A 13,116-nucleotide genomic window follows, 5' to 3' on the forward strand; every position below is an offset into this window, starting at 1 on the left:
AGTTTATTTAGCGTATTTTTTGAGCTACCCACTGGGCTAATTCTCCTGGAGTCATGGCTGCTACATGAGCACCAAGGTTAACCATTTGCTGGGCAATATTTCGGTCATAATTGGGATTTGCTTGTTCGTCCAAAGCTGCTAAACCCAATAGCGTTACGCCACTTTCAATCAAATTCTTGGTAGTGGTTAGCAATTGCTGTACTGGCGCTCCTTCATAGAAGTCTGTAATGAGAATAACAATTGTATTGCGGGGATTATCGACGAGAGATGCAGCATAAGTTAAAGCTTGACCGATATCCGTTCCTCCTCCTAGCTGAACTTTCATAATAGTTTCCACTGGGTCGGAACATTCTTCTGTGACATCTACCACTGACGTATCAAACAAACAGAGGTGGGTACGCACTTGCTTTAAACCAAAGAAAATCGCCGCAGTGACCGCAGCGTGAATGACGCTGTCGAGCATGCTACCAGACTCGTCAACTAAAATAATAATTTGCCAGCGTTCTACGTGGCGGCGGATACGCGAGAAAAAGTAAGGTTTTTGGATGTAAAGACGCTTGGTTTTTGGATCGTAGTGCTGCAAATTACGGCGGATAGTTGTTTCCGCATCAAAATTCTTTGCTACTTTTAAAAATGACCTTTGTCGTCGGTCTACCGCACCTAAAAACGGCGATTTCACTTTTTGCGCTAGTTTTTCGAGCAGTTCCTCAATGACTTTCCTGACCAAATGTCGCGCCATCGCTAACACCTCCTGATTCATCAGGTGCTTGGTCCGAAGTACGGCTTTTAACAATGTTTGGCTGGGTTGGGCGCGGCTTAATAAGTCTGGATTGGTCACCATTTCTTCCAGCTGGTAGCGCTCCAAAGCATCTTTTTCCAAACGTTCTATGGTTTTTTGCGGAAATAGCTCGTGTATTGCATCGATCCACTCAGGTATTGTTAGTTGAGAGGGTCCCAATCCCCCCTGACGGTCAAGCGGTGGAACCCAACTTTCACCCCCACTTTGTTCGGGTTGTCCTTGTGTATTTCCCCGTTCGCTTTGTTCCGGTTTGTTTCCGCTACTGGTAGTATCTTCTTGTCCCGATTCTGCTGGCGATTCACCAGAAGCGCTCGGTTCTCCGTTTTTTGAGTCTTGTTGAGATGGCGTCTCTCCACTCTGGGAACCATTTCCCCGCGCTCCCTGAGATTTTTGCCCTGTTTGCGCGGCTGTCTTTTGTACTCCCGTTCCCGGACGAATGTTGCGCGAGCGGTTTTCTTGGGAATTATACTCCCGGTCATAGAGAAATGCGATCGCTCGAGCTCTGGCTTGCGAAACATCATCTAAAGTTCCACCCAAAACAGATTCGCTACCAGCTTCTAAAATCAATCGCCAACGGGTTCGACGTTTGGTATTTTCATCACTCATTGCTTGTCCCCTCCCCTCAAACCGTAACGCTTAACGGCTGCAAACAGCTTTGTCTCGAAAGCTAACACTTGGGCTGCAACTTCAACGCTCACTTCTAACTCTGCAAGCGATTCTGTTTCGCAGCCATCTTCCCCCCACGCTTTTATAAGGGTGGAAGCGATCTTGTGTTTCTCGCGGGGTGTAAAGTATGTAAATGCTAAATGCAATGCAGGTAAAGCTTCTAAAAATGTGTTGTCATCAAAGCTGCTAACGAGTTCATCAATACTCAGCAGTAGATCCGGATGGCGCTGTACGACCTCTCTAGCTAAATAAAACAACCCAGTGAGAAAATCCCCTATTTGGTTGGCTTGCGAGCAAGAACGCAAATCTAAAAGCACCTGCTGGGTTGGTGAAGTTTCTAGAGTCCAGAGAACGCCACAAGCCGCACCTCGCACTAAAGGAGCCTGAGTGACATCAGCATTAAGACGCCGGAAGACATCGATAAATGCATTGCGATTTAAATCTAGCGATCGCTCGCATCTTTCTAAAGTCTCCAACAAAACTTTTATGCCTTGCAGTAATTGCTGGTCGTTCCCCTGCATCTGACCGAGACTTTCTAGAAGCCACAACCCGCGTTGAAATGTTTCAACCAAAAGGTTGCCAATTTCATCTTGATGGGTGGTTCCCAAAACTTCATCGTAGCAATACAGATAAAGTATGTGCCCTAAAGCTTCTGCAAGCGATAAAAACTGACTGTCAGAGCGAATGAGGAACAACAACTTTTGATAAAAAAGTTCGCTGAGGTGTCGCAATCCCATCAAGCAAGAATCAAGTAACAGTAATGCGGCTTTTGCTGCATCTCGCTCTATTTGTGCTGCTAGCTCCAATAATTTTGCCTCAGCCGCTTCTGCAAGAGTAGACCCGTAGATGGCATTTTCAATACAACTGGCTTCGTAATGCTGGCTCCAACTAATCGTCCATTGCTCCCAAACGTATGACAAATCCTGACGGCTGACCCAATCGCTACCACCAGTGACTGTATATCCAGGAATACCTAATAATTTTAATTGGTGGAGAATATGCGATTTTTGCAAATCTAAGGATAAATGTAGATTGAAATCGATTGCTCGTGCTTTAGTTCTGGGTTCCAAACCATTTTGCTGCAAAAGTTGTTGAATGTTCCGTACTAAAGGCGGTAAGGAAGTTCCATCAGCCAAGCGTCCCCTAGCATGACCTCGTAAAACATCATACACAGCAGCCAAGAAAGGATGGCTTCTTTGAGCACTCAATTCTTCTTTAATTAAAGACGCGATAATACCATCAATTAAATCTTGTCGCCATACAACCACATGACCTCTTAAAGCAGCCAATCCTTGTGCTGTTGTTTCCACCGCAATCAAATCAGCCGAGCTAAATAATTGATTTCGCTTGCTTGACACTCTCCGCCCTATAAGGGCGAAGATTCTTCAATCACAGACCCAACTTGCTGATACAGGATTTCTCCAGTATGAGTAGAGGTCGAATCTCCTGAAGCGTTCGGATAGTAGATCCAAGTTCCCGTATGCCCTACGGTACTCAAGGCTAATTTCAGAATATTGATAGCGGCATTCCAGTCTCTATCTATGACAAAGCCGCATTCGCAAACATGGGTTCTTGTAGATAGAGATTTTTTGACTATTGCGCCACAACTGAAGCATTCTTGAGAAGTGTAGGCGGGGTTAACCGCAACAGTTATCCTGCCAAACTTCACCCCAAAATACTCCAACCATTTTCTGAATTTATACCAACCAGCATCATTAATAGATTTAGCGAGACAGTGATTTTTCACTAAATTTTTAATCCTCAAATCTTCATAGGATACCAGATCGTGAGATTGGATTACGCAACGCGCCAGTCTCTTGGCGTGTTCTTCACGTTGCCTACTTATTTTGAGGTGTACTCGCCCTAATTTATTAATAGCTTTCTTACGGTTGGCAGAGCCTTTCTTTTTACGAGAAACGCGCTTTTGTCTAAATTTTAGACGTTTCTCTCCTGTGCGATAAAACCTTGGGTTAGGTTCACTATGTCCATTGCTGTCGGTATAGAATTCTTTAAGTCCTACATCCAAACCAATGGTTTTCCCTGTGGGTTGTGTTTCTAATTTGTTGTCTACACTAATCAGAAATTGAACATAATACCCATCAGCACGACGAACTAATCTAACTCGTTTTACCTGTTCTAATTGGTAGAAGTTTAAATCCCATGTTCCTTTCAGCTTGAGCGTACCAATACCTTTTTTGTCGGTGAAGGTTATTTGTTTCCTAGTCTCGGAAAGTGACCACCCAGAGGTTTTATACTCCACTGAGCGAGAATTTTTCTTGAACTTTGGATATCCCTTTTTACCCGGAACAGACTTTTTGCAGTTGTCGTAAAAACGAGCAATAGAACTATAAGCCCGTTCAATAGAAGCTTGGCAAGCACTAGAATTCAAAGCTTTTACAAACGGGAATTCGCTTCTCAATGACTTACTAAGGCGATACATTTGTTTTTGTCCCACGCCTCGATTATCCATCCAAAAACGGATACTCTTATTGCGAACAAATTGAGCCGTCCTAATCGCCTCATCAATGGCAGTATATTGAGTCGTTTTCCCTTTGGCTTTGAATTCTAAAACAATCATTTTCCGTGGAAAACTTCTACGCAAAATATTATAACACATATAAAGTCGCCCTAGAAGGGCGAGGCTTTAGACCCATTCTCTTGGTAAATCTTTGACAACTTTGGTTAATACCTTGCGGTAAGTATCCGTTTCTCCCAATAACCTATCATCCCAAACTTGATGGTAAAAGCCAGGACTGGACATTCCTGCATCATAACCGATCAAACTATCCAAGCGATCGTAGCTAAAAGGCGTTAAAGCGATTCCCGTGTTTGGAGATTGGGAAGTGGAGATTGGTGGAGAAGTGGGGGAAATGGGAAAAGGTCGGTCAAACACCTTAGCATAAAGTGCGTAACTGTGAAAACCACCAGTGACAACTAAAATTTGACCTGAGTGTGTGGAGCGTGCTTTGATAATTTGACTTGCCATAAAATCTTCCCGTAACAAGTCAATAGCAGAAGAACAACCATCACTCAGACGAGCATGAAAGCAAAATTGGTGACAGCGCTTCAAATATTCCTGTGGGTTAAGGTGGGGATCGATTTCAAATAGCAAGTCCCAAACGTCATTAAGCCCTTCGACTTCCAAATTTTCACAGAGAGTTTCAACATATCCACTACGCTGAAATTCCGTATCTGCATAGCGATGGCTGTTCTGTGCAAAGCTAGCAATTTCAGCCCAAGGAAGGTCAATAAATTGGGCAGGAATATCTAAGCTTTTCGCTACCTGAAGTACCTGCCATTCTGGTGAATATACGCAAAAAGGGTAAAAAGCACCCCGCCTCGTTCCATCACTCAAGCAAGTGTAGCTGTAAATAGCAATAGGTAATTCATGAGGTAAAAATAACTCAGAAATTTGAGAATTAAAGTCTGAAGGACCCTCTATAACAATCGCTACAGGGCACAGTTCGGCAGCAAGTTGTTTTAAAATACGAGAACAAGCAGGACTGTGGTGGCGTACCGGGAAAAACACCACAGGTGAATTTAGGTTGAGAATTTCTGCATCGAATTCTATATCGTGTTGAGTTTGCACATTCCATTTCCTTTTGCCTTAAGTTTTACCCCACCCTAGCCCTCGCCTTTTCAAGGGGAGCGAACTGAATTGTCTGTTTCCCCCCTTTATAAGGCTGCGGTGGTGTATGTACACCACCGCCAGTCCTATCTCTTACCTCTGCGTCCTCTGCGCCTCTGCGGTTCATTTAAATAAGTCATCACACCTCAAAATAAGTATTTTTGAGACTCATAATACTCCTGCCAAACTTTTTGTTTGCGGTCTTTAACAACATGGTTAAAATAATGACGCAGTCTTTTAAAATCTTCAGAAGAATCTTTTATTGCCGACCCTACCAAACTTTGTAAGATATAACTAGCATTTAATCGCCCCTCACCGTAATAGTATGCATGAATACCAGCAGCATAACCGACAGATATCGCCTCAGCCGTACTCATCACCGTACTTAAAGCCTCAAACGTTCTACCATCGTTAGTTTTTCCCGTTCTTAATTCGCGGAAAGTCGTGACTAAGACTTCAGTTAAATCTGATGGTAAATTCAAAGGAATCCCAGCCTGACGCAAAAGCCGATCCGTTTCCTGTTGCACTAACTCCATCTCTTGTCTTAAATCGGTGATCGGATGGACGGTTTCAAAATTAAATCGGCGTTTGAGTGCTGCACTCATTTCATTCACTCCCCTATCTCTGGTATTGGCGGTGGCGATCACGTTAAAACCAAGGCGACTGTAGAGCGTGCGGGATTGTTCGTCGGGAAGTTCGGGTATGGTCATCACGCGATCGCTTAAAATCGACAGCAGGGTATCTTGAATTTCCAGAGGACAACGGGTAATCTCTTCAAACCGTACAATTTTTCCTTCTTGCATTCCCCGGTACAAAGGTGCAGCCACTAGAGAGCGTTCGTTCGGTCCTTCAGCTAATAACAAAGCATAGTTCCACGAATATTTGATACTATCCTCCGTTGTACCCGCACTCCCTTGGATAGTTAGGGTAGAATCTTGGCTAATTGCAGCTGCAAGCAGTTCGCTCAGATAGCTTTTGGCTGTACCGGGTTCGCCAATGAGCATTAAACCGCGATGGGTGGCTAATGCGACTATACAGCGTTCTATCAAGCTGCGGTTACCTACAAATTTGGTTTTGATATGCAGTTGTTTATCGCCAAGAAGAAATTTTAAAACGGAGCGGGGTGTGAGTTTCCACCCGCCCGGACGGGGTGTATCGCCATCGGCTTCAGCAAGGCGTTTGAGTTCGTCGGCGTAGAGGGTTTCGGCGGCTGGGCGTTGAAGTTCTGGAGGTTTGTTTTTTTTGGTTGGCATTTGATTTTCTGTAGAGTTTATGGGGAAAAGTTGCTTCTATTAGCCCTTTACCGTTGCCATATTGATTAGGATTCCCAAAAACTCAAATAAATTTTCAGTTAATTTGAGCAAGCGGAATGGGAAAAATACAGCGCTTTGCATTTAAATGGAGTACACCCCCCTTTTATCCCCCGATACCTTGGAGGTGACAGAGAAGGGTAATTTTGTACCTCACCAAGTTGAAATCGGCTGTTAATTATGGCTAGCTCCCGACAAGCAGATCGCCGTGCTATTACGCGATCGCACTTCAGTATAGTATTGATGTACTTATTTTCAAAAAATTTGTGTCTGTTCGTTACTTTAAAGGCAGGGTAGCTTCTCTCACAGCTATGCTTAAGGAAAGATTGTCGGCTTTTACACACAAGGTAGCTATCACTTTGCTTTAGCGGTCACTGTATATAAATCTCTCAAAACCTCGCTCATCACTAGAGGATCGATTTCACCTAACAGCAAGTGTTCTTTCTGAGTTTGACGGTGATACCAAGAACCGGGCTCTGGGTACTCGTAGGGTGAAAAGTCTCCAGTAAAAAAGCAGCAACCATCAATCGCATCATCCCCCCAAATACTGCTTTGCTCGACGTGCTGGTTTTCGTAATCGCCAATAATTGCGGTCACATTTGCTTTGGCAAAATATTTATAATGAACTCTATAATCCCCGTGGTCGTGCAATCGACCGCGCACCCAGCCAAGGTGTTCCATTTTTCTTGCTAGGGTAAGACCGGGAATTAAAATATCTTTAAAGCGGGTAATTTCTTTTTCTTGGCTCTCTTGTGGTTGTAAGGTGTAGATTTCGCGGTTGATTTGTGGAAACGGCGGAATAATTTCGTAATCGCTAAAAGCTTGAGTCCAAGCAGCACGCTCTGAGTCTGTTAATTTGAGAGGATGAACAACAACAACCGTCATCATTCCTTCTGGGATAAACTCTTCATCGCTTTCATTGGCGTAAGTTTGGTCTTCTGCTACGCGAAATGTTCCGAGCATTTCTCCAGAAGAATTATACCCGCCCCATACCAATCTTTGGACTAAGTTGGTCATCAAAGGATGGCGTACTAATAAGCTTTCAAATTCAAGCCATTGCCAGTGTCTTTCTACAATCATTGCTTTTTCCAAACGCAGGCTTTGAATTTTCACAACTTGTTCAATTTGTTTTTTGAGCAGTTTCCAATCGGCTATGGCTTGATGGGCTAATTCTGGATTATCTTTAGCTCCTGGTTTGGGTAAATTGGTGGAGAGTTTTCCTTTTTCGTCCCGTACTCTGGGCTTTAAATCGTCTCCCAGTATAAACTGAAACTGACGAGCGCCAAAGTCAAACACTCGTTGACCGCGTGCATCTAAACCGAGGTCTGGAATTATACGGTCTTCCAATTGTTCTTTTGTGAGTTTTCGTTCTCGTGCGATCGCCTGCAAACACTCGTTGGCTCTTTTCTTGAGTCCTTGGTATTTTACCTTTTGAGCTATACCGTGAATCTGCATTAAGGCAGTATCCGAACCGATAGCACGTAAGCATTCCAGACCAAATACAGCACGAAGATGCTGGTTTTCTGCTGGGTATTGGCGGATTAATGGTGTGAGTTTGAGAGCAATACTATCAGACCCTAGTAGCCCTAATGCAGCCATTGCCCATTTTTCCTTTGATGGCGCACCTTCTGTTAACCAGCGCTGAAATAGGCTCCAAGCGAAGGCATCAAGTGAGTGTTGGTTGCAGTGTTTTTTTAAATTTGGAATTAGAGGATGGGGGCTATCTAAAGTACTTTGTTTCAAGGCAAACAAACACATAGCAACCTGTTCGGTATTTAAGCTGTTTTCTTCCACAATTAATAGAGGTAAGTCAGCAGGAGCAACCCAAGTACAGACTTTTGTAGAATTGAATTTACGGAATTCATTGACTTGAAGAGTTAACCATTTTGGGGTGTTGTGACTATCAAAAGGGATGTAACTTAAATCTTCACTGTTAAAAATTTTGACACGAATGCGCTCGGCAATTTCCGGTGATTCTCTCTCTAAAGCTGCTTGAATGATGCTATCAAAACCCTTCCGCTTCATACTTTTTAGGAAATCCAGTGCTCCACGAGACATTTCGCTTGGTTTGACATTGATAGGAGGATGTACATTTCCTGCAGCCACTGGAATCAAACCCACAATTGCTTCAACCGGATTATCTTCCAGCCATTGACGGGCTAATTGAGGTGTTTTGAGAGAAAGCCATAACTCCAACATATAAGGAGCCGCTTCTGGGGCTTTGATAGCTTCTGTAAAACTTTCTAGCAAGTCAGGAGATTGAATAATACTGCGACACACCCAATCTAAAGCGCTGTATTCAGTGTATGCCAGCCAAATTCTAATATCACTTGCTCTGGCTAAACCTATGTTTTGGCGACGTATATGTTGTTCTACAAGCTGAGCATTTCCCAACCCAAATATAATGTCAATAGTACGCAGACGGTAATCGTGTATCTCTAATTGCAGATACTTTGAATTAGATTTTTCTGGCCAACTTTCTATCAAGACTTTTATTTCATCACGCATACCTAAGTATGTTGCTAAAGAGTAAAAATGTTTCCAGCAAGGGCTACTAGGATTGAGAACAGGAGATAGGTCTTGGCGTAAAATTAGAATTTCTGTATCGGTTAAATAAGGGTAAACAAATTTTTTAAATCCTTGTAATAATAAATCCAATATTTGGCTGGTTTGGCTTTCCTTATGATAGATTATATTTGTTGCTTTTTCTTTAAGCTGATTGGAATCAAAAGATTTAAAATACCAATTTACACACTCTTGAGAGGCGGCAGAATTTATATATTCAATAGCGCTATAAGTTTCTAAAAAGTAAATTTTTTCTGCAGCAAGCATTAAATCACGTAAAGGAAATAAGTTAGATAAAGGCAGAAAGAAAAATTGTGATAACCTATACCATCTAAAATCGAGTAGAATAGGAAAAAGACTTTCTATCGTTAACTCCTCAGTCACCGACTCCAAAGACATTTGTGTAACCAATTTCTGAAAATTTTGTTTGTTTATTACTACAGAAGAATTCCCAAGGCTCATTGCCTTAAACCAAAAGACAGATTCTTCACGGGAAAGGGAAATAGATATCTGTGCTCTATTCCACTCTAATTCGCCCGAAACTTTGGAAAGGCGTTCTAGGGCATCTTGTCTATCAAAAGGCTTTACTTGCGGTCTCGTTAGAGGATTTCTCGATTGACTATTTACCCATTGCCAGTCTTCAACATTAAGATTGAGATTGAGAGAGCGTGTAATTTCTAACTTTTGTAGTGTTTTTCTTTCCATGTTCTATCCCCTTTCAGCTATGTTTTCGAGATGCGGAATTTTGCCTCTCTCCCTCGCTGTTGCCATATTGATTAGGATTCCCAAAAACTCAAATAAATATGAAAGGTTATTTGCTGAACCAGCGTTATATTTTTATCGCCAACGCCCTAGATTTAGCGACTGGCAAGCAGTGATAATTTACCCAACGCGCAGTCTTAAATAAAGCGATGTTTATGCTTATCGCACCTTACTCCACGACGAGCAAGTAAATCGGGTGTATTTGAACGAGTTGGGGGATATCCGTTCCTTACCCTTATGGGTAGCACTGATGGTACTCACCACTGTCAGTGAAGAACAAGCACCAGAAGAAGCAAGGTATTTATTAACCAGAACTCGTTAAGAAGTTTCTCCACCATTGAGCCAGGTGATAATAGAGATAGTGACGACAATTATAGTGTATGAGTAAGTCCAGCCCTGGAGGCGGGTTTCCCGCGCCCTGGGGACTGGCGAACCCGAAGGTTTTGAACACTTAAGCCGAAAGGAGATAGATTAGATGTTGGGGATGAAACTACCAAAAACGCGGGTAGACTGGGAAATTATTGTTCTACTGCTTGTCAAAACTTAAAGAACTTAAATCTCTAATGACTTCACTAACAACAATTGGACTAACATCTCCCAGGCGTACTGCACCTAGAGAATTTATGCGATCGCTAAATTTATCATTTACAGGTAAGTCAGATGTGTGAATTGGATAAAAACAACAACCATCAATGTCCCCTCCAATTCTCACTCCAATGTTAGCTGCTGGAAACTGACGAGAATACCAACAGAGATAACCGTTATCTACTCCTTCGTAACTCCTCACCCAACCTGGTTTATCAGCGAGATAAGTTAAATTGATATCATTAAACCGAGTTAGGGCATATTTATCTGTTTCTTCTGGTTTTAAAGTGTAAATTTCTCTGTTTATTTGTGAAAATGCTGGAATAATTTCATAATCGCTCAAAATTTGTCTCCATGCAGCTCGTGTTTCCTCATCTAGATCGCAGGGATGTACAACACCTACGCTAGCCATATCGTTCAAGATTACCGTATTGTCTTTACAATCGGTGAAAGTACGGTCTTCAGCAACCCGAAAGGTTGTGACTAATGGAACGCTGCGATCGTAACAACCCCATACTAACTGTTGTACTAAATGAGTCATTAATGGGTGTTCGACTAAGAGCTTCTGAAATTCACAAGTTTTCCAACGTCGTTCGTTACACATTGCTAATTCCAAGCGCGTAGCTTGAGTTTTCACCACTTGGGTAAGGAGCTTTTTCAGTAGCTTCCAATCAGTTATTGCTTGTTGTGCTTTTTCCGGATCGTCTTGCTTGCCTGGTTCGGGTAAATTAGCACGACGCCTGCCATCTGCATCCCTTACCATTGGTTTTAGCCCTGCACCCAATACAAAATAAAACTGGCGCGAACCAAAATCAAAGACTTTTGTACCTCGCTCATCTAAACCACAATCTGGAATAATCCGGTCTTCTAGTTGTTTGGCGGTTAGTTTTCGTTCTTTGGCAATCGCTTGTATGCACTTATTTGCTTCATCCTTGAGTCCTCTAAACTTGACCTTTTCTGCAATACTATGAATCACCATAATGGCGGTGTCTGAACCGATTGCACGCAAGCACTCCAAACCAAAAACTGCTCGTTGGTGATAATTTTCTCCCGGCATTTTCCGAATTAAAGGAGCAAGTTTGAGAGCGATCGCATCAGAGCCTAGCAAACCCAAAGCTGCCATTGCCCATTTTTCCTTAGCTGGTCCACCTTGTTCGAGCCAAACTTCAAATAAGCGCCAGACAAAAGCATCTAAAGAAGCTGAATTGCAATTATTTTTTAACGCTGCCACTAATGGATGAGGACTATTTAAGGTACTTTCTTTTAAAGAGCGCAAGCAGATTTCTATTTGCTCTGTGTTCAAACATTTATTGCCTGTTGTAATTGAAGGCAAATTGTGAGAAATTGCCCACTTGGGAAGTTGGATATGTTTTAGATCCGAGCTTTTTACCAAAGCGGTTTGGCACCATGTTGGTGTACTTTCTGCATCCAAATAAATAACTCCACTTGTTGCTGGTAATAATATTTCTCTCAATCGAGTTGTATTTGCTCCTGTTTCTTGCTCCAGAACTGCTTCAATTAAGGATTGGTGTCCTTTTTTAACCATACTTTGGAGAAACGTAATAGCTGCATCAGATAATTGTTTTTGACTGACATTAGCTGGTGAATAATTTTTATGACATAACATTGAAATCAGTCCAAAAATAGCATGGTTGGGGCGATCGTTTAACCATTGTTGTGCTATTTTTGGAGTTTTTGAAGCCAGTATTAATTCTAACATATATGGTGCGGCTTCTGGTGCTTCCACTAATGTAAAAGCTTCTAATAATTCGGCTCCTATCTTTTTATTATTTGAAAGCAAAATACTATCACGAATAAAATCTAATGCCGAGTATTCAGTATGGGCTAACCAAGCACGAACATCAGTAGAGGAGCATAGTAAAAATTTGTTTTCCCTCATCCAACTTTCAACTGCTTGAGCAGATTTAAAACCAAATACGTGATTGGAATAAGCTTGAATACAGTATTGATAGGCTTTGTAGCCACCATTTTTCCAAGTTTCCTGCAAAGTCAGTAATTCCTCATGCATACCTAACATTGCAGCTATATCATATAAATTAAGCCAGTATTTATGTTGTTGAGTATCTAAAAAAGGTCGCAAATACTGCCTCATTTCCTGTATTTCTGCATCAGTTAAATATGGCAAAATATAAATTCTGAATCCTTCAATAATACCTCTTGATGCAAGATCGGTTCCGCGATCGCGTAGCGTAACACCTGCACTAACCAGTTTCTTCTCCCAATCTTCTAAAGGTTTAATCTCGAATAAAGCAACGATAAATTCAATCACCGAAAACAAACTGGCAATAGGTATCATAATTTCTGGAGGGATTCCCAGACCCTTTCCACACCACTCAATTACCCTACGCCGAGCATCCTGAAGAGTCACATCGCTTTCACACAAATCTATGTTGGTAGGTCTCTCGTTTGTAGTGATGGCTGTTAGCCAAAAGTTAGCTTCTTGACGAGACATAGTATGAGGAATATCCGCTTTTTTCCAAGCTTCAAATATGTATCTAGCTTTGCTATTATCTAGATTAATGTTCTCCCAAACTTTTGCTAGTTTTTTTAAAGCTTTTATTTTGTCAAAAGGTTTCACTTCCGGACGCGGTAAGGGGTTTCTAGGTCGCCAGGTTGCCCTTAACCAATCTTCAGGATTTAAATTGAGAGAGCGTGTAATTTCTAACTTTGGTGGTGTTTCTCGTTCCATATTCTATCCCCCTTTGAGCTATGTTTTCGAGATGCGGAATTTCGCCTCTCTCCCTGAACATTGCCATATTGATTAGGATTCCCAAAAACTT

Annotated in this window: 7 protein-coding genes and 1 pseudogene; 1 reads left to right on the forward strand and 7 read right to left on the reverse strand. The window is 42.1% G+C overall.

Features of this window, described 5'->3' with window-relative positions; all coding sequences use genetic code 11:
- Positions 1 to 7: 7 nt before the first annotated feature.
- The 6 genes from AB0756_RS13645 to AB0756_RS13670 form a co-directional block, all read right to left on the reverse strand.
- A complete protein-coding gene (locus AB0756_RS13645; protein WP_038080763.1) occupies positions 8 to 1,405 on the reverse strand; it encodes a VWA domain-containing protein in 1,398 nt (465 codons plus the stop codon).
- Positions 1,402 to 2,823 carry a DUF5682 family protein gene (locus tag AB0756_RS13650; protein WP_050046243.1) on the reverse strand — a complete coding sequence of 474 codons (1,422 nt, stop codon included), beginning with the start codon at positions 2,821 to 2,823 and terminating at the stop codon, positions 1,402 to 1,404. Before AB0756_RS13650 ends, AB0756_RS13645 begins: the two co-directional genes overlap by 4 nt.
- 8 nt (positions 2,824 to 2,831) lie before the next feature.
- Entirely contained in the window at positions 2,832 to 4,043 is a 1,212-nt protein-coding gene (locus AB0756_RS13655) for an RNA-guided endonuclease InsQ/TnpB family protein (protein WP_167844644.1), read from the reverse strand.
- A gap of 66 nt (positions 4,044 to 4,109) precedes the next feature.
- A complete protein-coding gene (locus tag AB0756_RS13660; RefSeq protein ID WP_050046242.1) occupies positions 4,110 to 5,054 on the reverse strand; it encodes a DUF5682 family protein in 945 nt (314 codons plus the stop codon).
- A gap of 185 nt (positions 5,055 to 5,239) precedes the next feature.
- Entirely contained in the window at positions 5,240 to 6,346 is a 1,107-nt protein-coding gene (locus AB0756_RS13665; protein WP_038084221.1) for an ATP-binding protein, read from the reverse strand.
- 411 nt (positions 6,347 to 6,757) lie between these two features.
- Positions 6,758 to 9,673, reverse strand: a complete 2,916-nt coding sequence (locus tag AB0756_RS13670) for a DUF4132 domain-containing protein (RefSeq protein ID WP_038084223.1) — start codon at positions 9,671 to 9,673, stop codon at positions 6,758 to 6,760.
- Positions 9,674 to 9,764: 91 nt separating this feature from the next.
- On the opposite strand from AB0756_RS13670, the pseudogene AB0756_RS13675 reads away from it, so the two are divergent.
- Positions 9,765 to 10,115 (forward strand): annotated as a pseudogene (locus tag AB0756_RS13675) (DUF2887 domain-containing protein); the annotation flags it as partial.
- A gap of 141 nt (positions 10,116 to 10,256) precedes the next feature.
- On the opposite strand, the gene AB0756_RS13680 reads toward AB0756_RS13675, so the two are convergent.
- Complete coding sequence (locus AB0756_RS13680; RefSeq protein ID WP_038084225.1) at positions 10,257 to 13,025, reverse strand: DUF4132 domain-containing protein; 2,769 nt, start codon at positions 13,023 to 13,025, stop codon at positions 10,257 to 10,259.
- Between the last annotated feature and the right edge of the window lie 91 nt (positions 13,026 to 13,116).

The sequence above is a fragment of the Tolypothrix campylonemoides VB511288_2 genome, from assembly GCF_045999855.1.
GTDB lineage: Bacteria > Cyanobacteriota > Cyanobacteriia > Cyanobacteriales > Nostocaceae > Scytonema > Scytonema bouteillei_A.

Bases quoted from the DNA above. Each gene is read 5' to 3' on its own strand.
- AB0756_RS13645 (WP_038080763.1), bottom strand. From the start codon at position 1,405: ATGAGTGATGAAAATACCAAACGTCGAACCCGTTGGCGATTGATTTTA.
- AB0756_RS13655 (WP_167844644.1), bottom strand. From the start codon at position 4,043: ATGATTGTTTTAGAATTCAAAGCCAAAGGGAAAACGACTCAATATACT.
- AB0756_RS13665 (WP_038084221.1), bottom strand. From the start codon at position 6,346: ATGCCAACCAAAAAAAACAAACCTCCAGAACTTCAACGCCCAGCCGCC.
- AB0756_RS13670 (WP_038084223.1), bottom strand. From the start codon at position 9,673: ATGGAAAGAAAAACACTACAAAAGTTAGAAATTACACGCTCTCTCAAT.
- AB0756_RS13680 (WP_038084225.1), bottom strand. From the start codon at position 13,025: ATGGAACGAGAAACACCACCAAAGTTAGAAATTACACGCTCTCTCAAT.